Raw genomic sequence first — 18,958 nt, 5'->3', positions numbered from 1 at the left:
GCCGCGCCGCCCGGATCGGCCGCCCGTGGTTGCATGGACGCGTGAGGTCACCCGAGCGGATGCGGCAGGACGCCCACGCGATCTGGGCTGCCTGGCTCGGCTTCGCGGCGGGCTCGGTGCTGGGGGCGGGGCTGCTGTGGGGCGTCGCGCGGCCGCTCGCGGGGGAGGGGTCGATCGGCATGCCCGCCGCCGCCGTGACCGCGGCCGTCGCGGTGGCCGCCTTCGCCGCCGGCACCCGGATGCACCGCGCCGCCGACACGGCCGGGATGCCGCCGTGGCAGGCGGCGGTCTCGCGGATCTCGGACGCGGCGGTCGCGCTCGCCCTCGGAGGGGTGTGCGGGCTGGCGGTGCTCTGCGCGGGCGAGGTCCTCGCGATCGGCCTGCACGGCCTCGACGTGCCGCCGCTCGGCGGCGGACTCCTGACCGGCGTCGCGTCGGCCGCGGCGGCGGGATCGGCGTTCGGGCTGGGCGCGCGCCTGCGCACGGACGACCTCGTCACGCTGCTGTTCGCGTTCCTCATCACCGGGACGCTGTTCGCGATGCTGACCGCGACCGATCCGCGGTGGTGGGAGCGGAACTTCTCGCAGCTCGGGATCGGCGACGGCGGCTGGGCGTTCAACGGCACGCTCGTCGTCGGCGGGCTGCTGCTCGCGACGGTCGGGGCGTACGTCGGCCGCGACCTGCATCGCATCCTCGGCGACGCGGCGCTGTTCCGGATCGGCGTCGTGGTCGTCCTGTTCGCCGCGACCGGCGCGGCTCTGGCCGCCGTGGGCCTGCTGCCGGTGCACCGAGCGCCCGTCGCGCACTTCGTGGCGGCGTTCGCCGCGCTCGCGCTGCTCGGCGCCGCGGCCGTGGTGACGGCCCTGGTCATGCCGGGCCCGCCGCCGATGCTGACCCTCACGACCATCGGCGTCGCCGTGGCGCTCGTCCTCGCGGTGCTGCTGTGGCGGCCGCTCGGGATCTACTCGGCCACCGCGCTCGAGGCGGTCGCCGTCGGGCTCGGCTTCGTCTGGCTCACGACGCTCATGCGCACGCTCGCGGCCCTCGCCCCCGACGAGCCGCGTCCGTCCGCGCGCCCTCGGCTCCGCGCCGCGCGCTGACAGCACGCGCCCCGCGGCCGCTACTCCGCGACGCGGGCGGCGATGTCGGTGCGGTGGTGGCCGCCCTCGAGGCCGATGTGCGACAGCGCCTCGTACGCCCGCTCGCGGGCCGTGCGGAAGTCCGGCGCGGTCGCCACGACGTTGAGCACCCGTCCGCCGGTGGCGACCAGGCCGCCGTCGGCCTCGGCGGTCGCGGCGTGGGCGATGTGGACGCCCTCGACGGCCTCCGCCTCGTCGAGCCCGGTGAGCGGCCGGCCCGTCACGGGCTTCTCGGGGTATCCCTCGCTCGCGAGCACCACCGTCACGGCGACGTCGTCGGAGAACACCGGCTGCGGCTCGTCCTCGAGCGTGCCGGTCGCGGCCGCGAGCAGCAGGCGCGAGAGCGGCGTCACGAGGCGCGGCAGCACGACCTGCGTCTCGGGGTCGCCGAAGCGCGCGTTGAACTCGATCACGCGCACGCCGGCGTCGGTCAGGATGAGGCCCGCGTACAGCAGGCCGATGAAGGGCGTGCCCTCCTCGTCCAGGCGCCGGATGACCGGGAGTGCCACGGTCTCGGTGACGTGCGCCACGAACTCGGCCTCGCCGCCGAAGCGCTCCGCGAGCCACGGCAGGGGCGAGTACGCCCCCATGCCGCCGGTGTTCGGGCCGGCGTCCCCGTCGAGGGCGCGCTTGAAGTCCTGCGCGGGGCTGAGCGCCCGCACGGTGTCGCCGTCGCTCAGGAAGAAGAGCGAGACCTCGGGTCCCGAGAGGAACTCCTCGATCAGCACGGGCCCGCCGGGCAGATAGGTCTCCGCGTGCTCGATCGCCGCGGCACGGTCCTCCGTCACGATGACGCCCTTGCCGGCGGCGAGACCGTCGGCCTTGACGACGTACGGCGCGCCGAACTCGTCCAGCGCGGCGGCGACCTCGTCCACCGTGCGCGCGTGCGCGGCCCGGCCCGTCGGCACGCCGGCCGCGGCCATGATCCGCTTGGCGAACGCCTTCGACCCCTCCATCTGGGCGGCCGCGCGGCCCGGGCCGAAGACCGGGATGCCGCGCTCGCGCAGCTCGTCGGCGACGCCGGCGATCAGCGGAGCCTCGGGGCCCACGACCACGAGGTCCACCGCGTGGTCGATCGCGAACGCGGCGACCGCGCCGGGGTCGAGCATGTCCACCCCGACCAGCGTGGCGTCGCGCGCGATGCCGGCGTTGCCGGGCGCCGCGAGCAGCTCGTGGCCGGCCTCCTCCGAGCGGAGGGCGAGGACGATGGCGTGCTCGCGCGCGCCGGAACCGAGGACGAGGATTCTCACCCGTCCAGCCTATCGACCGCCGATCCCGCGCCATACCGGCCGGGCGACACCCCGGCAAGCCACCTGACGCGCGCGGCGTCGCCGCCGTACGGTCGGAGCGTGGACGGCACGCGGCGGGTCCTCGCCGCGCTGGCCGCGATCGCGCTCGCCGGCGCGGTCGGAGGCTGCGCGGCGGACATCCCCGTGGATCCGGACGGCACGTACGACCGGGTCTCGGGCGGCGAGCTGCGCGTCGGCGCGTCGCCCGACGGCGAGCTCGTCACCGTCGAGGGCGCGACGTCCGGCGCGGAGAGGGTCGACGGCGTCCTCGTGGATCTCGTCGAGGACTTCGCCGAGAGCATCGACGCCGACGTGACCTGGACGGTCGGCAGCGAGGAGAGCCTCGTCGTCGCGATCGAGGAGGGGAGCCTCGACCTCGCGATCGGGGGCATGACCGACCAGACGCCGTGGGCGGACCGCGTCGGCGTCACGCGCGGCTTCGCCGAGCTGCCCGGCGTCGAGCGCGAGCACCCGGTCGTGATGCTCGCCCCGCTGGGCGAGAACCGCTTCATCGGCGAGCTCGAGCGCTTCCTGGACGAGCGGAGCGCAGGATGAAGCCCCGCTTCGGCCGCACGGACCTGCCGCGCGAGCAGTCCGAGGCGCTGCGCAAGGCCGTCGGGATCGAGGTCTTCACGATCTGCTACACCACGGTCACGATCGTGCTGATCGCCCTGGTCGTCGGCAGCTCGCAGGCCATGCGCACGGCGTGGATCGAGGACATGCTGTCGCTGCTGCCGCAGATCGCGTTCCTCACGGCGCTCATCTTCACCCGGCGCGGTCCGTCCCGGTCGTTCCCATTCGGGCTGCACCGGGCGATGGGCGTCGGCCACCTGGTCGCGGGGATCGCGCTGCTGATCGTCGGCGCGAACCTGGCGGTCGAGGCGGTCCTGGGGTTCGCGCGGTCCGAGCATCCGACGATCGGCACCGTGAACCTGTTCGGCACCACGGTCTGGCAGGGGTGGCTGATGATCGGCGTGATGGCGCTGATCGTGATCGCGCCGCCGTTCTACGGCCGCTACAAGGCGAAGCTCGCGCGGCCCCTGCACAACAAGCTCCTGCACGCCGACGCCGACATGGCGAAGGCCGACTGGCAGACCAACGCCGCCTCGATCGTCGGAGTGGGCGGCGTGGGGCTCGGCATCTGGTGGCTCGACTACGCCGCGGCCCTCTTCATCTCCCTCGGGATCCTGTGGGACGGCTGGCGGAACACCGTCACCGCGGTCGAGGACCTGATCGACAAGCGGGTCACGACGTACGACGACCGCGCGGTCCATCCGCTCGTGGGCGGCGTGCTGCGCGTGCTGCGCTCCACGCGCTGGGTCGAGGACGCGGGCGTGCGGGTGAGGGATCTCGGCCAGGTGCTCCACGTGGAGGCGTTCGTGGTGCCCCGCCGGGGCTTCCTCGGCGCCGGACGGATCGATCTCGCGGCGCTCGGGCGGCTTCAGCGGCGGATCATCGCGCTGGACTGGAAGATGCAGGACGTCGTCGTGATCCCGGTCGAGCGCCTCCCCGAGGAGGCGACCACCCGTCCGCCGGACGCGGGCTCGTAGGCTGAGGGGATGGCCCTCCGCAGGATCGACACCGGCGACGGGCGCGACGCGCTCGCCGCGGTCGCGGCCGCCGTCGCGGCGGGGGAGCGGCCGCCGCGCACCGCCCACGCCACGGCGGTCCGCTACCTGCTGCAGCTCCTCGCGGAGAAGGCGCCCGGCAACAGCGTCGAGGTGCGGGTGCCGCCGTTCGGGGCGGCGCAGGTGGTGCAGGGGCCGCGGCACACGCGCGGCACCCCGCCGAACGTCGTCGAGATGGATCCGCAGACCTGGATCGGGCTGGCGACCGGGAGCCTGGGCTGGGCGGACGCCGTCGCGGCGGGGCGGGTGCACGCCTCGGGTGTCCGCGCCGACCTCTCGCCCCTGCTGCCGCTGCGCCCCTGACGGGCGCGCTCCGGACGCCCGGAGTGGAGCGTTCGCGGGGCGGACGCACGACCCGTATTCAGGAACCGGTGGAACAATCGAGGTCATGCCCTCGCGCCCCGATTCCCCCCAAGATCCGGTCGTCGCCGAGCAGGTCTCGGTGCGACGCTCGCCGCGGTACGGCGTGTTCGCGGCTCTGGGTGCGGGGCTGGGGGTCGTGGTCGCGATGATCCTGTCGACCGCGTTCGACGGCACGAGCCAGCCGAGCCCGTTCACCGAGGTCGTGTACTCGCCGTCGCAGGCCTTCGGATTCATCCTGCTGTGGTGCGTGCCCGCGGGCATCCTGCTGGCGATGATCGTGGCGCTCATCCTGGAGCGCACGCTCGGCCGCCGCACCCGCCGCGTCTCGGTCGTCCACGAGACCGTCGCCGACTGACGTCGGGGCGCCTCAGGCGATCTCGCGCAGGATCGGCTGCATCGCCGAGTCGAATGCCGCGACGTCGCCGCGCAGGCTGTCCGAGACCGCGACCGTGAGGGAGCCGATCCACCAGATGCCGCGCTGCGAGAGCGGCAGCACCTGCACGTCGAGCCGGAAGTCGTGCGCGCGGCGTCCCGCCCGCCGCTCGAACTCGACCACGGCGCCCGCGTACCCGCGGTAGGAGCGACGCATGCGGTCGTATCGGACGGCGGCGTCCTGCGCGTACGCGAGCGCCTCCGCGCCGTGGGGCGCCGCCGCGTCGCGGAGGGCGTCGGCGTAGGCGGGCAGCGCGACGTGCGTCCCGAAGCCGTCCAGCAGCTCGAGCGGCACGGGGGAGGGGTTCGCCTCCGGCTCGACCGTCATGTCCCAGTAGCGGCGCCACAGCCGCTCGACTGCGTCGTCGGCCTCGCCCACGCGCTCGACGCCGCGCAGGTGCGGCAGCTCGTCCGGATGCCGGACCCCGAGCGCCTGGCGCAGATACAGCGCCACGAGCACCGACGGACTGCAGTCCTCGCGGACGTGCCAGCCGGGGTCGGTCATATGGCTCATTATCGCCCGCTGCGCGGGATCGGCGCCGCCTCGCGCGGCCTTTCGCCCAGGTTCCGGCCGGTAGGCTGGGCGTGTGGTCCCCGAACCCACCGAAACCCATACCCCCCGCCCCTCCTCGACGTACGCCGAGGCCGGTGTCGACACGGCCGCCGGCGACCTCGCCGTCGAGCTGATGAAGTCGTCGGTCAAGGCGACGCACGGCCCCGAGGTCCTCGGCGGCGTCGGCGGCTTCGCCGGCCTGTTCGACGCCTCGGCGCTGCTCGGCTACGCCAAGCCGCTGCTCGCGACGAGCACCGACGGCGTCGGCACCAAGGTCGCGATCGCCCAGGCGATCGACAAGCACGACACGATCGGCCACGATCTGGTCGGCATGGTCGTGGACGACATCGTCGTCGTCGGCGCCAAGCCGCTGTTCATGACCGACTACATCGCCACGGGCAAGGTGTTCCCGCAGCGGATCGCCGACATCGTGCGCGGCATCGCCGAGGCGTGCGCGCTGACCGGCACCGCGCTGGTCGGCGGCGAGACCGCCGAGCACCCCGGCCTGCTGGGCCCGAACGACTACGACGTGGCGGGGGCCGCGACCGGCGTCGTGGAGGCCGACCGGGTGCTCGGAGCCGAGCGCGTGCGCGCGGGCGACGCGGTCATCGCGCTGGCCTCGAGCGGCATCCACTCGAACGGCTTCTCGCTCGTGCGTCACATCGTCACGCGCGCCGGCATCTCGTACGGCGACCAGGCGGCCGACTTCGGCACGACCTGGGGCGAGGCCCTGCTCGAGCCGACCCGCCTGTACACGAAGCCGCTGCTCGAGCTCATCGCGAGCCTCGGCGACGGTGTCCACTCCCTCAGCCACGTCACGGGCGGCGGCATCGCGGCGAACCTCGCGCGGGTGCTGCCGCGCGGAACGTGGGTCGACGTCGACCGCTCGACGTGGTCGCCGTCGCCCGTGTTCCGCGTGCTCAGCGACATCGCCGGGACCACGCTCGAGTCCAGCGAGGGCACCTGGAACCTCGGCATCGGGTTCCTCGCGGTCGTGGCTCCCGAGAAGGCCGCCGCCGCGATCGCGCAGATCCAGGCCGCGGGCATCCCGGCCTGGCAGGTCGGCGAGGTGCGCGACGACGCCCTCCCGGACGGAGACTTCGAACAGGGCGCCAAGGGCGTCGACGGCGGCGCCGTCCGGCTCGTGGGCGCCTACGCGGACAGCACCCGCGGTCATTGACGACAGATCGGATGAAGTAACCACCCCATGTGCGGCATCGTCGGAATGGTCGGGCGCGCCCCGGTCAACCAGGACATCTACGACGCTCTCCTCCTCCTCCAGCACCGGGGTCAGGACGCGACGGGCATCGCCACCGCCGAACCCAACGGCGTGATGCACACCCACAAGGCGCAGGGCATGGTGCGCGAGGCGTTCCGCACCCGCGACATGCGCTCGCTGCTCGGCAACGTCGGCCTCGGCCACGTGCGCTACGCCACGAAGGGCACCGCCTCCAGCGAGGAGGAGATGCAGCCCTTCTACGTCAACTCGCCGTACGGGATCATCCTGATCCACAACGGCAACCTCACGAACACGCGCGAGCTGACCACCGACATGGGCCAGCGCGACCGGCGGCACCTCAACTCGTCGAGCGACACTGAGCTGCTGCTCAACGTGCTCGCGAACGAGCTGCAGGCGACGACCAGCCCGGTCGACCTCGACCCCGACCGCATCTTCGAGGCGGTCTCGCGCACGCACCGGCGGATCGAGGGCGCGTACGCCGTGATCTCGATCATCGCCGGCTACGGCCTGCTCGCCTTCCGCGACCCGTTCGGCATCCGGCCCCTGATCCTGGGCCGCCGGGCGGGCGAGGACGGCAGGGACGAGTGGGTCGTCACGAGCGAGTCGCTCGTGCTCGAGAACGCGGACTACGAGATCGTGCGCGACGTCGCGCCCGGCGAGGCCGTGTTCATCACGAGCGACGGCGAGCTGTTCTCGAAGCAGTGCGCCGACGAGGCCACCCTGCTGCCGTGCTCGTTCGAGTACGTGTACCTGGCCCGCCCGGACTCCATCATGAACGGCGTCTCGGTCTACGAGTCGCGCCTGCGGATGGGCGAGAAGCTCGCCGCGACGATCGCCAAGCACGTGCCCGAGGGGCTCATCGACGTGGTCATGCCGATCCCGGACTCGTCGCGCCCCGCCGCGATGGAGGTCGCGCGCGTGCTCGGCATCGAGTACCGCGAGGGCTTCTACAAGAACCGCTACGTCGGCCGGACGTTCATCATGCCCGGCCAGGCCGTGCGCAAGAAGAGCGTGCGCCAGAAGCTCAACGCCATGTCGAGCGAGTTCAAGGGCAAGAACGTGCTCCTGATCGACGACTCGATCGTGCGCGGCACCACCAGCAAGCAGATCGTGCAGATGGCCTACGACGCCGGGGCGAAGACCGTGACGTTCGCGTCGGCGGCGCCCCCCGTGCGGCACCCGCACGTGTACGGCATCAACATGCCGTCGCGCAAGGAGCTCGTGGCCCACGGCCGCACGATCCCCGAGGTCGCCGAGTACCTCGGCTGCGACTACCTCGTGTACCAGGAGGTCGAGGACCTGCGCGACGCGATCATCGAGAGCGCCACGGGCGAGGCGACCTTCGCGGACCTCGACATGAGCTGCTTCGACGGACGCTACGTGACCGGCACGGTCAGCGACGAGTACCTCGCGTGGGTCGAGAGCGTGCAGAGCTCCTGAGCCCGCGCTCGCCCATCGCACACGAAGACGGCCCGGTCATCCGACCGGGCCGTCTTGTCGTCTGCGAGACGTCGAGGGAGTGTCAGGCCTGCTGCGCCTGGAACTCGTCCTCGTCTTCGTCGTCGTACATGTCTGCCCACTTGTCGACATACTGATCGTCGCTCGGATGTCCGAGCTCACGCTCCAGTGCCGCATAGTCGACACTCGGGCTGAACGACTTCAGCTCGCGGGCGAGCTTGGTGTGCTTCGCCTTCTGACGGCCACGCCCCATGCGCGAGACCCCCTCACGTATAGCTGCCCGGGAACGTGCCCGGCGCGCTTGTCTGAACCCGGCAGGGGAGCCGGTGAAGAGTAGGATTCAGGATACCACGCGGCCCTGGCGCCTCGGCCGGCCGCGGCACCGGGAAGGGGTCGACAATGACCGATCAGCCGATGGACGATTCCGACGCCGTGCGCCGGGAGGCGCCGATCGATGCGGCCATGCGCGGTGCCGTGATCGCGGGAGTGATCCCGGATCAGTCGCCACGCGTCATCAAGGAGGCCGCGCATTACGCGGCGCTGCTCGGCGCGCCGCTGGTGGTGACGCACGTCGACGTCACGCGGTTCGTGACGTACGAGGACCCGGAGGGCTACGTGCATTCCGCGCCCGTCGACATCAACGTGCAGGCCGGCGAGGGCGAGCTCGAGGCCGTCAGGAACGCGGCCGAGACGCACCTCGCGAACGCGGGCATCACATGGGAGGTGCGCCAGCTGGTCGGCGACCCCGCGCTCGCGATCAAGCACCTCGCGGAGAAGATCGACGCGAAGCTGATCGTGGTCGGCACGCGCAAGCGCGGCTTCGGCGAGTCGATCCGGGAGTTCTTCACCGGATCCGTCGCCGCGCGCCTGTCGCACCGCCAGCACCGGCCCATCCTGGTCATCCCGCAGGAGGAGCCGCTGCGCGACGACGAGGCGTTCCCCGAGGTCGAGGGCTGAGCGCCCGCACCTCCCTCTGACGCGCCGGAAGCCGGACGGAGCGATCCGTCCGGCTTCCGGGGGCGGCGTCAGCGGCGCAGCGACTCCGACAGGGTCGCGGCGGCCGCGTCGAGCGCCGACTGGAGCGCGTCGACCGTGCCCGCGGTCAGCTCTCCGCCCCGCGCGACGTGGGAGCGCAGCTCCGCGCGCACACGGCCGCGGAAGTCGGCGATCGCCGCCTCGGCGCGCTGCAGCTGCTCGCGCGATGCGACGCGCACGTCGTCGGCGGGCGGGGACTGCGGCGCCGCTCGGGGCGCCTCGGTGGCGGCCGCCGCGAGATCCGCGCGCAGGCTGCGCATGGCCTCGCGGACACTGGTGCGCACCTCGTCGGCGATCAGCCGGACGGAATCCGCCAGCCCCGCCTCGATGCCGGTGATCTGGTCGGCCCGCGCCTGCACCTCGGCGCGTCCCGCGTCGGTGATCTCGTAGACGGTCTTACGGCCGTCCGTCGTCTTGGTCACGAGCCCCTCCTCCTCGAGCCGCGCGAGGCGCGGGTAGATCGTGCCCGCGCTCGGCGTGTAGGTGCCGCCCGTGCGCTCGGCCAGCGACTGCATGATGTCGTAGCCGTGGCGCGGAGCCTCCGCGAGCAGGTTCAGCAGGTACAGGCGCAGGTCGCCATGGGAGAAGACGGGGGCCATCATGCCTCCTCGGTGACGGGGCGGTCGGGGGCCGGCTCGGCGGCGACCGGCCGCCGGAGCACCGTGATGTCGCCCGAGACGGTGTTGACGCGGACGTCGACGAACGACCCGGACAGCTCGCCGGCCGATGCGGTGACGTTCGACGGGCCGCCGGACGAGCGCACGACTCCGTCGATCACGATGCGCCCGCTCGCGGAGCGGACCACGTAGTCGGCGGGGAGGCCCTCGTCCAGGCGCAGGGTGGCGGAGCCGCTGACCGTGTTGACGGATGCGGCGCCGATCGGGCCCTGCGCGTCGATCATGGTGGCACCGGAGACGGAGTCCACCGACGCGCGCCGGATCTCGCCGGCGACCGTGACATCGCCCGACACGGTGTTGGCGGTGAAGGCACCGGTCAGCCCGCGCGCCTGCACGTCGCCCGAGACCGCGTTGGCGCTGAGGTCGCCGGTGAGGCCGTCCACCAGGACATCGCCCGAGACCGTGTTCACGCGGGCCTCGGCCGCGAGGCCGGCGACGAGCGCCCCGGCGCTGACGACCCCGAGCGTCAGCGCGACGCTTCGCGGCACGGCGATGCTGATCTCGGCGCGCGGGCCGCCGGGACCGAAGTTGCGGAACACCTCCAGGAAGTTGTCCCACCGCAGCTGCGGGTGGTCGATCTCGAGCTCGTCGCCCGTGACCTCGATCCGGAGGTCCTTCACGGTCACGCCGTGCACCTCCACGCGGGTGCCTGGCTCGTCGTGCCCGATGATGTCGACCTGGCCGCCGACGAGTCCCACCTTCAGGCGGCGGATGCCCTCGACGTCGATGACCCGCGTCTCGCCCGGGTGCACGATCCACTTCTCCAGAGTCATGGCTCTGCCGTCCTTTCCCAACGGAACTCGAGATATATCTCGATAGGCCCAGGAAACGAGATATATCTCGAGTTGTCCAGGCCTGTCAGGGAATCCTCGGGAACGGGGTGCTTGACCTTGACGCAAACGTCAAGATCTACGGTCGAAGCATCAGGAGAAGGAGACGACGGATGGGCCCACGCAGCGGAGGCTCCGGGCGTCGCGAATGCGACGGCTGGAGTAGCTGCCGGGGAGACTGGTCGATCCAGCAGATCGCCAAGCTCGCCGGCACCACGAGCCGCACCCTGCGGCACTACGGCGAGCTGGGCCTGCTGCCGCCATCGCGCGTGGGCGCGAACGGTTACCGCTATTACGACGGACAGTCGCTCGTGCGGCTGCAGCGCATCCTGCTCCTGCGGGGGCTCGGACTCGGGCTGCCGCAGATCGGGGAGATCCTCGAGCGGGAGACCGACGAGCGTCGCGCGCTCGAGGCCCACCTGGAGTGGCTGCGCAGCGAGCGGGATCGCATCGCGCGCCAGATCGACGCCGTGACCGGCACCATCCGCGGACTCGAAGGAGAGGAGGCCCTCGTGGCAGAGAAGATGTTCGACGGCTTCGACCACACGCAGTACAAGGACGAGGTCGAGGCGAAGTGGGGCGATGACGCGTACGCCCAGGGCGACCGGTGGTGGCGCGGGATGTCCGAGGCCGAGCGCGCCGCCTGGAAGGAGCGGGCCGCCCGGCTCGGCGCCGACTGGATCGCCGCCGCGGAGTCCGGCGTGGACCCGGCCGCGGACGAGGCCCAGGATCTCGCGCGCCGCCACGTCGAGTGGCTCACGGGCATCCCGGGGACGCCCGCCGCCCATCCCGGCGGGGACGTGAAGGGCTATGTGATCGGGCTCGGCGAGATGTACGTCGCCGACGAGCGCTTCGCGCGCAACTACGGTGGCGCGGACGGCGCGGCCTTCGTGCGCGACGCCCTCCGCATCTACGCCGAGGCGAACCTGTAGCCGCTGAGCGCGGGCGGGCGGGTCGGCGACGGCGGCGTCGCGTCGCTCGCCCTAGGCTGGGCGGGTGACCAGGGCGCCGATCCGGTGGGGGCTGCTGCCGCTCGTCGTGGCCGGCGGGGCGCTCGGCGTCGCGCTGCGCCAGGCGCTTCTGCTGCCCTTCGAGGGCGGGTTCTCGTTCACCGTGCTGGTCGCCACCATCGCCGTCAACGCCGTCGGATCCGGACTCCTCGGGTTCGTGGTCGGCCGCGTCGGCTCGACCGGACCGCGGCGGCGCGCGTTCCTCGGCACAGGCGTGCTCGGCGGCTTCACGACCTACAGCGGGTTCGCGGTCGCCGAGGCGCAGCTGCTTCAGGCGCAGCTCGTCGGGCACGTCGTGGCGTTCGCGATCGCGGCGCTGCTCGTCGCCTCCGCGGCGGCGTGGGCGGGCCTGGCGGCCGGGGTCGCGCTCGCGCGGAAGGCGGACGCCGCGTGACGCCGCTGCTGTTCGCCGGCGTCGCGCTCGCCGGGGGCGTCGGGGCGGGCCTGCGCTGGCTCGCCGACGTGCTGCTCTCCCGAGTGCTTCCCGTGGGCTTCCCCTGGCCCATCCTGGCGGTCAACGTGACGGGGTCCTTGGCGCTCGGCGCGGTCACCGGCGCCTCGCTCGACACCGCATGGATGGCCCTGCTCGGCACTGGGCTCCTCGGAGGCTTCACGACCTTCAGCACGGTGGCGGTCGACGCCGAGATCCTCCGGACCGAGGGCCGCCCGATGGCCGCCGCGATGAACGCCGTCGGGACGCTCGCGCTCTCGGCCGTCGCCGCGCTCGCCGGGCTCGCGCTCGGCGCCCCGCTCGCCGCCTGACGATTCACGGCAGAGCCATAGGGTCCCGCCCCGGGGGCCGCGAGGCCGCATGCCAGAATGAAGCCGGGATACAGAACTGTATCGGCGGGTCTCCGCCATCCGTTCGCGTCCGTCCCGACTCCCGCCAACGAGAGACAGCCGTGTCGAAGCTTGCCATCCTGAGTCTCAAGAACCGCGCGCTCATCGCGCTCATCACGATCTGCGCCGCGGTGTTCGGCGGGCTGGCGCTGAACAGCCTGAAGCAGGAGCTCATCCCCGCGATCGAGCTGCCGCAGCTGATGATCATGACGACCTATCCCGGCGCCTCGCCCGAGGTCGTCGAGAACGACGTGTCCACGCCCATCGAGACCGCGATCCAGGGCGTGGCCGACCTCGAGACCACGTCGGCCACGAGCACCACGAACGCCTCGATCGTGCAGGCCGCGTTCCGCTACGGCACGAATCTCGCGACCGCCGAGCAGAAGCTGCAGCAGGCCATCAACCGGATCTCGGCGCAGCTCCCCGAGAGCGCCGACACCCAGGTGCTCGCCGTCAGCTTCGACGACCTCCCGGTGATCCAGGTCGCGGTCACCGGGTTCGACGACGCGGAGTCCGCGCAGGCCGAGCTCGAGAACGTCGCCATCCCCGACCTGGAGGACATCGACGGCGTCGCGTCCGCCGCGATCGTCGGCGGCATCGGCCAGCGGATCACGATCACCCCCGACCCCGCCGCGCTGGCCCAGCGCGGTCACACGCAGCAGGCGATCGCCGACGCGCTCGAGCAGAACGGCGTGCTCTTCCCGGGCGGTGACATCACCGAGGACGGCGAGACCCTGACGGTCCAGACCGGCGTCAAGGTCTCGTCGGTCGACGACATCCGCGCGCTGCCGCTCGTCGGGTCGTCCGCGCCGGCGGTGGATCCGACCACGGGCCGGCCGATCGCGCCCCAGGTCACGACCATCGGCGACGTCGCCGAGGTCGAGCAGACGAACGACCCGATCACGTCCATCTCGCGCGTGAACGGCGAGCCCGCGATCTCCCTGTCGATCACCAAGGTGCCCGCGGCCAACACGGTCGAGGTCTCCGACGCCGTCCAGGCCCTGCTGCCGCAGCTGCGCGACGCGTTCCCCGGCGCGGAGTTCACGGTGGTCTTCGATCAGGCGCCGTTCATCGTGCAGTCGATCGAGACGCTCGCCACCGAGGGCATGCTCGGGCTCGCGTTCGCGGTCGTGGTGATCCTGGTGTTCCTGGTGTCGCTGCGGTCCACGATCGTCACGGCCATCTCGATCCCGACCAGCGTGCTGGTCACCTTCATCGGTCTCCAGGCGTTCGGGTACTCGCTCAACATGCTCACCCTCGGCGCGCTGACGATCGCGATCGGCCGCGTCGTGGACGACTCGATCGTCGTGATCGAGAACATCAAGCGCCACTACGTGCAGGGCGCCGACAAAGGCGACGCCATCCGCCTCGCGGTCCGCGAAGTCGCCATGGCCGTCACGGCGTCGACCATCACGACCGTGGCCGTCTTCCTGCCGATCGTGTTCGTTGGCGACATGGTCGGCGAGCTGTTCCGCCCGTTCGCCATGACCGTCACGATCGCGATGGTCGCCTCGCTGCTGGTCTCGCTCACGATCGTGCCGGTGCTGGCGTACTGGTTCCTTCGTCCCGGCAGGCCGCGCCTGGACGCCGACGGCGAGCGCATCGATCCCGAGCATCCGGATGCGCCCCCGTCCCGCCTGCAGAAGGCGTACCTGCCGATCCTGCGCTGGACGCTGAGGCACTCGTGGATCACGGTGCTCGCGGCGATCGCGGTGCTGGTCGGCACGATCGCGGCGGCGCCGCTCATGAAGGTGAACTTCCTCGGCGACAGCGGGCAGAACACGCTCACCGTCTCCCAGACGCTGGACCCGACCGCGAGCCTGGAGACCAAGGACGAGGCGGCTCAGCGGGTCGAGGAGGCGCTCGAGCGCGTCGACGGAATCGAGACCATGCAGGTGTCGGTTGGATCGACCGGATCGCCGCTGCGCGACGCGTTCACGGGCGGCGGCAGCGTGACCTACTCGATCGTCACGGATCCGGATGCCGACCAGGAGCGGCTGCGCGAGGACGTGCAGGAGGCCGTCGCCGACCTGGAGGACGTCGGCGAGATCGCGGTCGCGGCGGCCGCGGGGCTCGGATCGACCGACATCGCCATCACCGTCACCGCGCTGGGCGAGGACGAGCTCGAGGAGGCGACGCGCCTCCTGGTCGAGGAGCTCGACGGTCGCGACGGCATCGGCCGGGTGACGGACGACCTCGCCGCGTCGCTTCCGTACATCGCGGTCGAGGTGGACCGGGCGGCCGCGGCCGAGCGGGGTCTGTCCGAGGTGGCCGTGGGATCGCTGGTCTCGAGCACCATGCAGCCCCGCGAGGTCGGCACGGTCGAGATCGACGGCACGTCCCTCACCGTGTACATCGCGCCCCAGGACCCGCCCGCGACCGTGGACGAGCTGCGCGATCTGCGCATCCCGACCGCCGCGGGCATGGTCGCGCTCGCCGACCTCGCGACGATCGAGGAGCGCGAGAGCCCCACGTCCATCACGACCGAGCAGGGCCGCCGCACGGCCACGATCACGGTGCCGCCCGCGACCGACGACCTGAACGTCGCGACCTCCGCCGTCGCCGACGTGCTCGCCGAGGTCGATCTCCCCGCGGGCGCCGACGCGGAGGTGGGCGGAGTCGCGGAGGAGCAGACCGAGTCGTTCCAGCAGCTCGGCCTCGCGTTGCTCGCGGCCATCCTGATCGTGTACGTGGTCATGGTCGCGACCTTCAAGTCGCTGCGGCAGCCGCTGCTGCTGCTCGTATCGGTCCCGTTCGCGGCGACCGGGGCCATCCTGCTGCAGATCGTCACGGGCGTGCCGCTCGGGGTCGCGTCGCTGATCGGCGTGCTGATGCTGATCGGCATCGTGGTGACCAACGCGATCGTGCTCGTCGACCTCGTGAACCAGTACCGCGAGCGCGGCCTCACGGCGCACGACGCCACCATCGCCGGGGCCTCCAACCGCCTTCGTCCGATCCTGATGACCGCGCTCGCGACGATCTTCGCGCTCACCCCGATGGGCCTCGGCATCACGGGCCACGGCGGCTTCATCTCGCAGCCGCTGGCGATCGTCGTCATCGGCGGACTGCTGTCGTCCACCGTGCTCACGCTGATCGTGCTGCCGACTCTCTACAACCTCGTCGAGGGAGCGCGCGAGCGCCGGGCCGCGCGGCGGGCGGGGTCCGACGCGACCGCCGTGCCGGAGACGCCGGTCGAGCCGGTCGTTCCCGCGTCCGTCACCGCGACGGCGCCGGCCGGCGTGATCACGGTCCCGGCGACGTCCGCCCTGCCCGCCGCCTCGCGCGTGCAGCTGCGCCGGCGCGATCGGGAGGGAGACGCCCCGTGACGGAGGGCATGGCGGGCCCGGACGAAGTCGATAGGCTTCTGGACATGAACGCCGGTCCGACGGTCTCGATCGTGATCCCGGCCTTCAACGAGCAGAGCACCATCCGCGCCTGCGTGCTCGCGGCGATCGACCAGACGGATCCGGCCGACGAGATCATCGTCGTCGACAACCGCTCGACCGACGCGACGCGCGACATCGTGCGGGCGCTGCAGCGCGAGCATCCGCACGTGCCGCTGGTGCTGCTCTCGCAGGACGAGGCGCAGGGCCTGATCCCGACCCGCAACCTGGGGCTGGACTACGCGAGCGGCCAGGTGCTCGGCCGGATCGACGCCGACACCGTCCTCGAGCCCGACTGGGTCGAGCAGGTGCGCCGCATCTTCCGGGACGAGACCGTGGCGGCCGCGACCGGGCCGATGATCTACTACGACATGCCCCTGCGTCGCTGGGGCCATCGAGCCGACGACGCGCTGCGTCGCGCCGTGCACCGCCTGGCCCGCGACTTCCACTACATCTTCGGCAGCAACATGGCCCTGCGGGCCGAGGCGTGGCGGGACATCCGGCCGCACGTGTGCCGCGACGCGGCCGACGAGATGCACGAGGACATCGACATCTCGATCCACCTGCACGAGCGCGGCCATCGCGCCGTGTACCGGTCGGCGATGGTGGCCGGGATGTCCGCCCGCCGCCTCGACGACGCCCCGCGCGACTACTACAGCTACGTGATGCGCTGGGAGCGGACGTACGACGCGCACGGCATCCGCGACGCCAAGCTGCGCGCCCCCATGTGGGTCTTCTCGGTGATCTACCCGCTGCTCAAGGGCGTGCGCTGGTCCGTCAAGCGCCGCGGGACGACGGCGCTCACCCGCTGAGCGGGGCGCGGACGGCGCCCGGCCAGGCGTTCTCCCAGCGGGCCCCGCTACTCTGAAGGGTCGGCTTGGGATGCCGCGCGAAGAGTGCGCGGGTGTGTGTGGTCCTTACAGGCCGCATGACACCTATCGAGAGGTTCCTTTTCGCATGCCCAAGAACAAGAAGCCGGCCGGCGGCCGTCCCGCCCAGAACTTCGATCCGCGCTACGCCAAGAAGAAGACCGGCGGCCCGTTCCGCGGCATCGACGGCGGATCGCGCGGGCCGCGCCGCGACGACAGCGCCGGCGACCGCCCGCGCTACGAGCGCGCCGAGCGTCCGCGCTTCGACCGCGATGCGCGCCCTGCGCGCGACGGCGAGCGTCGCGATGCGCGCCCGGCCTACGGCCGTGGCGAAGAGCGTCCCCGCTACGACCGGGCCGAGCGTCCGCGCTTCGACCGCGATGCGCGTCCCGCGCGCGACGGCGAGCGCCGCTTCGACCGCGACGCCCGCCCGGCGCGCGACGGCGAGCGTCCTCGTTTCGAGCGTTCGGAGCGTCCGCGCTTCGACCGCGATGCGCGCCCTGCGCGTGAGGGCGAGCGCCGCTTCGACCGGGATGCCCGTCCGGCGCGTGAGGGCGACCGTCCGCGCTACGACCGTCAGGACCGTGGCGAGCGTCGCGACTTCGCCCCGCGCGAGGACCGACCCCGCTTCGAGCGCTCGGACCGCCCGCGCTTCGACCGTGACGCGCGCCCGGCGCGCGACGGCGAGCGCCGCTTCGACCGCGACGCGCGTCCGGCCCGTGACGGCGAGCGCCGTTTCGACCGCCAGGACCGCGGCGAGCGTCGCGACTTCGCGCCGCGCGAGGAGCGTCCGCGCTTCGCGCGCGACGAGCGCCCCCGTCGTTCGTTCGACGAGGACCGCCCTCGCCGCGACTTCTCCGACCGCCCGCGCGGCGAGCAGGCCTGGCAGGAGCGCCGCGAGGAGCGCCCCGCGCGCACCCAGGCGCAGGAGCAGCGCATCGACGTCGTGCACGAGCGCCTCGAGGCGCAGGCCGTCGTGGCCGACGAGGTGACGGAGACGACCTTCGCCGACCTCGGCTTCGGCGACAACATCGTCCGCGCGCTCGCCGCGCTGGGCGCCGAGCGGCCCTTCCCGATCCAGGCGTCGACCGCCCCGTCGATCATCGAGGGCCGCGACGTCCTCGCCCGCGGCCGCACCGGCTCGGGCAAGACCATCGCCTTCGGCGCTCCGCTCGTGGAGCGCGTGCTGCGCAGCAAGGCGGGCGTCAAGCGCGAGTTCGGCCGTGCGCCCGTCGCGCTCATCATGGCCCCGACCCGCGAGCTCGCGCTCCAGATCGACCGCACCATCCAGCCGATCGCGCGCAGCGTGGGCCTGTTCACGACGCAGATCTACGGCGGCGTGCCCCAGGCGCGCCAGGTGGGTGCGCTCAAGAAGGGCGTCGACATCATCATCGGCACCCCGGGCCGCATCGGCGACCTGCAGCGCCAGGGCAAGCTGGACCTCTCGCAGATCCAGATCTCGGTGCTCGACGAGGCCGACCACATGTGCGAGCTCGGCTTCCTCGAGCCCGTGCAGGAGATCCTGCGCCTGACCGCCGAGGGGGGCCAGAAGCTGCTCTTCTCGGCGACGCTCGACCGCGAGGTCGCCGCGCTCGTGGACGAGTTCCTCGTCGACCCGCAGGTGTACGAGGTCGCGGGCGAGACCCAGGAGACCGGCACGATCGACCACCGCGTGCTCGTGATCGAGCACCGCTCGAAGGCCGAGATCCTCGACTCCCTGGTCGACCGCGAGGGCAAGACGCTGGTCTTCACCCGCACGCGCGCCTACGCCGAGATGCTCGCCGAGCAGTTCGAGGACGCCGGCGTCGACGCGATCGCGCTGCACGGCGACCTGAACCAGGCCAAGCGCACGCGCAACATCGAGCGCTTCTCGAAGGGCCGCGCCCGCGTGCTCGTCGCCACCGACGTCGCCGCGCGAGGCATCCACGTCGACGACATCGACCTGGTCATCCAGGCCGACGCGCCGGACGAGTACAAGACGTACCTGCACCGCGCCGGCCGGACCGGTCGCGCGGGCCGCACGGGTCGCGTGGTCACGCTGATCCCGCGTCAGCGTCGCCGCCGCATGACCGAGATGCTGGAGCGGGCCGAGATCGCCGCCCCGTTCGACGAGGTGCGCCCCGGCGACGACCTGCTCGACGAGCTGGCCGGCGGCCCGACCGTGGCCGAGCTCACGGCCTGACCCGTCCCGCACGCACGACCGGATGCCGCC

The 18,958-nt window shown here is 72.5% G+C and carries 19 protein-coding genes; 14 read left to right on the top strand and 5 right to left on the bottom strand.

Features of this window, described 5'->3' with window-relative positions; genetic code table 11:
* Positions 1–41 precede the first annotated feature (41 nt).
* Positions 42–1,100, top strand: coding sequence for a DUF998 domain-containing protein (locus ACYVGN_RS05705; RefSeq protein WP_460789380.1), 1,059 nt, complete (start codon positions 42–44; stop codon positions 1,098–1,100).
* 20 nt (positions 1,101–1,120) lie between these two features.
* On the opposite strand, the gene purD is transcribed toward ACYVGN_RS05705, so the two are convergent.
* Positions 1,121–2,389 carry a phosphoribosylamine--glycine ligase gene (purD, locus tag ACYVGN_RS05700; protein ID WP_460789379.1) on the bottom strand — a complete coding sequence of 423 codons (1,269 nt, stop codon included), beginning with the start codon at positions 2,387–2,389 and terminating at the stop codon, positions 1,121–1,123.
* A gap of 99 nt (positions 2,390–2,488) precedes the next feature.
* On the opposite strand from purD, the gene ACYVGN_RS05695 reads away from it, so the two are divergent.
* From ACYVGN_RS05695 to ACYVGN_RS05680, 4 genes are all read left to right on the top strand, one after another.
* Entirely contained in the window at positions 2,489–2,983 is a 495-nt protein-coding gene (locus tag ACYVGN_RS05695) for a hypothetical protein (protein WP_460789377.1), read from the top strand.
* A complete protein-coding gene (locus tag ACYVGN_RS05690; RefSeq protein WP_460789375.1) occupies positions 2,980–3,978 on the top strand; it encodes a cation transporter in 999 nt (332 codons plus the stop codon). Before ACYVGN_RS05695 ends, ACYVGN_RS05690 begins: the two co-directional genes overlap by 4 nt.
* A 9-nt stretch (positions 3,979–3,987) precedes the next feature.
* On the top strand, positions 3,988–4,359 hold the full coding sequence (locus ACYVGN_RS05685) for a sterol carrier family protein (protein WP_460789373.1): 372 nt from the start codon (positions 3,988–3,990) through the stop codon (positions 4,357–4,359).
* 85 nt (positions 4,360–4,444) lie between these two features.
* Positions 4,445–4,774 (top strand): hypothetical protein, encoded by a 330-nt coding sequence (locus ACYVGN_RS05680; protein ID WP_055988079.1) that lies wholly within the window; start codon positions 4,445–4,447, stop codon positions 4,772–4,774.
* A 12-nt stretch (positions 4,775–4,786) separates the two neighbouring features.
* Here the strand turns inward: ACYVGN_RS05680 and ACYVGN_RS05675 are convergent, their stop codons facing one another.
* The gene (locus ACYVGN_RS05675; RefSeq protein WP_308067727.1) at positions 4,787–5,356 is read right to left on the bottom strand and encodes a zinc-binding alcohol dehydrogenase; all 570 of its coding nucleotides are present in this window, start codon (positions 5,354–5,356) and stop codon (positions 4,787–4,789) included.
* 181 nt (positions 5,357–5,537) lie between these two features.
* Between ACYVGN_RS05675 and purM the strand changes: the two genes are divergently transcribed.
* Positions 5,538–6,584 carry a phosphoribosylformylglycinamidine cyclo-ligase gene (gene purM / locus ACYVGN_RS05670; RefSeq protein WP_460789502.1) on the top strand — a complete coding sequence of 349 codons (1,047 nt, stop codon included), beginning with the start codon at positions 5,538–5,540 and terminating at the stop codon, positions 6,582–6,584.
* A 27-nt stretch (positions 6,585–6,611) separates the two neighbouring features.
* Complete coding sequence (gene purF / locus ACYVGN_RS05665; protein WP_460789371.1) at positions 6,612–8,084, top strand: amidophosphoribosyltransferase; 1,473 nt, start codon at positions 6,612–6,614, stop codon at positions 8,082–8,084.
* 82 nt (positions 8,085–8,166) lie between these two features.
* Here purF and ACYVGN_RS05660 read toward each other — a convergent pair whose 3' ends face one another.
* Complete coding sequence (locus ACYVGN_RS05660; RefSeq protein ID WP_055988086.1) at positions 8,167–8,355, bottom strand: DUF3073 domain-containing protein; 189 nt, start codon at positions 8,353–8,355, stop codon at positions 8,167–8,169.
* Positions 8,356–8,501: 146 nt separating this feature from the next.
* Here ACYVGN_RS05660 and ACYVGN_RS05655 point away from each other — a divergent pair, with 146 nt between their 5' ends.
* A complete protein-coding gene (locus tag ACYVGN_RS05655; RefSeq protein WP_460789369.1) occupies positions 8,502–9,059 on the top strand; it encodes a universal stress protein in 558 nt (185 codons plus the stop codon).
* 68 nt (positions 9,060–9,127) lie between these two features.
* On the opposite strand, the gene ACYVGN_RS05650 is transcribed toward ACYVGN_RS05655, so the two are convergent.
* The gene (locus tag ACYVGN_RS05650; protein WP_460789500.1) at positions 9,128–9,736 is read right to left on the bottom strand and encodes a PadR family transcriptional regulator; all 609 of its coding nucleotides are present in this window, start codon (positions 9,734–9,736) and stop codon (positions 9,128–9,130) included.
* Positions 9,736–10,587: a DUF4097 family beta strand repeat-containing protein gene (locus tag ACYVGN_RS05645; protein WP_460789368.1), complete on the bottom strand. Its 852-nt coding sequence runs from the start codon at positions 10,585–10,587 to the stop codon at positions 9,736–9,738. Before ACYVGN_RS05645 ends, ACYVGN_RS05650 begins: the two co-directional genes overlap by 1 nt.
* A 170-nt stretch (positions 10,588–10,757) precedes the next feature.
* Between ACYVGN_RS05645 and ACYVGN_RS05640 the strand changes: the two genes are divergently transcribed.
* From ACYVGN_RS05640 to ACYVGN_RS05615, 6 genes are all read left to right on the top strand, one after another.
* A complete protein-coding gene (locus ACYVGN_RS05640; protein WP_460789366.1) occupies positions 10,758–11,576 on the top strand; it encodes a MerR family transcriptional regulator in 819 nt (272 codons plus the stop codon).
* Between the two features lie 64 nt (positions 11,577–11,640).
* Positions 11,641–12,048 carry a fluoride efflux transporter FluC gene (locus tag ACYVGN_RS05635; RefSeq protein WP_460789365.1) on the top strand — a complete coding sequence of 136 codons (408 nt, stop codon included), beginning with the start codon at positions 11,641–11,643 and terminating at the stop codon, positions 12,046–12,048.
* Entirely contained in the window at positions 12,045–12,416 is a 372-nt protein-coding gene (locus ACYVGN_RS05630) for a fluoride efflux transporter FluC (RefSeq protein WP_230667587.1), read from the top strand. The genes ACYVGN_RS05635 and ACYVGN_RS05630 overlap by 4 nt, the downstream gene beginning before the upstream one ends.
* A 140-nt stretch (positions 12,417–12,556) precedes the next feature.
* Positions 12,557–15,820, top strand: coding sequence for an efflux RND transporter permease subunit (locus tag ACYVGN_RS05625; protein ID WP_460789363.1), 3,264 nt, complete (start codon positions 12,557–12,559; stop codon positions 15,818–15,820).
* Between the two features lie 44 nt (positions 15,821–15,864).
* On the top strand, positions 15,865–16,689 hold the full coding sequence (locus ACYVGN_RS05620) for a glycosyltransferase family 2 protein (protein ID WP_460789361.1): 825 nt from the start codon (positions 15,865–15,867) through the stop codon (positions 16,687–16,689).
* Positions 16,690–16,834: 145 nt separating this feature from the next.
* Positions 16,835–18,928, top strand: a complete 2,094-nt coding sequence (locus ACYVGN_RS05615) for a DEAD/DEAH box helicase (RefSeq protein ID WP_460789359.1) — start codon at positions 16,835–16,837, stop codon at positions 18,926–18,928.
* Positions 18,929–18,958 lie beyond the last annotated feature (30 nt).

This window comes from Microbacterium lacusdiani (genome assembly GCF_054779895.1).
Note: the sequence above shows the minus strand (reverse complement) of the source record. Positions and strands in the feature narration are given on the sequence as shown.

Excerpts from the sequence above, each read along its gene's own strand:
- ACYVGN_RS05690 (WP_460789375.1), top strand. The coding sequence starts at position 2,980 with ATGAAGCCCCGCTTCGGCCGCACGGACCTGCCGCGCGAGCAGTCCGAG.
- ACYVGN_RS05685 (WP_460789373.1), top strand. The coding sequence starts at position 3,988 with ATGGCCCTCCGCAGGATCGACACCGGCGACGGGCGCGACGCGCTCGCC.
- ACYVGN_RS05680 (WP_055988079.1), top strand. The coding sequence starts at position 4,445 with ATGCCCTCGCGCCCCGATTCCCCCCAAGATCCGGTCGTCGCCGAGCAG.
- ACYVGN_RS05675 (WP_308067727.1), bottom strand. The coding sequence starts at position 5,356 with ATGACCGACCCCGGCTGGCACGTCCGCGAGGACTGCAGTCCGTCGGTG.
- purM (WP_460789502.1), top strand. The coding sequence starts at position 5,538 with ATGAAGTCGTCGGTCAAGGCGACGCACGGCCCCGAGGTCCTCGGCGGC.
- purF (WP_460789371.1), top strand. The coding sequence starts at position 6,612 with ATGTGCGGCATCGTCGGAATGGTCGGGCGCGCCCCGGTCAACCAGGAC.
- ACYVGN_RS05660 (WP_055988086.1), bottom strand. The coding sequence starts at position 8,355 with ATGGGGCGTGGCCGTCAGAAGGCGAAGCACACCAAGCTCGCCCGCGAG.
- ACYVGN_RS05655 (WP_460789369.1), top strand. The coding sequence starts at position 8,502 with ATGACCGATCAGCCGATGGACGATTCCGACGCCGTGCGCCGGGAGGCG.
- ACYVGN_RS05650 (WP_460789500.1), bottom strand. The coding sequence starts at position 9,736 with ATGGCCCCCGTCTTCTCCCATGGCGACCTGCGCCTGTACCTGCTGAAC.
- ACYVGN_RS05645 (WP_460789368.1), bottom strand. The coding sequence starts at position 10,587 with ATGACTCTGGAGAAGTGGATCGTGCACCCGGGCGAGACGCGGGTCATC.
- ACYVGN_RS05640 (WP_460789366.1), top strand. The coding sequence starts at position 10,758 with ATGGGCCCACGCAGCGGAGGCTCCGGGCGTCGCGAATGCGACGGCTGG.
- ACYVGN_RS05620 (WP_460789361.1), top strand. The coding sequence starts at position 15,865 with ATGAACGCCGGTCCGACGGTCTCGATCGTGATCCCGGCCTTCAACGAG.
- ACYVGN_RS05615 (WP_460789359.1), top strand. The coding sequence starts at position 16,835 with ATGCCCAAGAACAAGAAGCCGGCCGGCGGCCGTCCCGCCCAGAACTTC.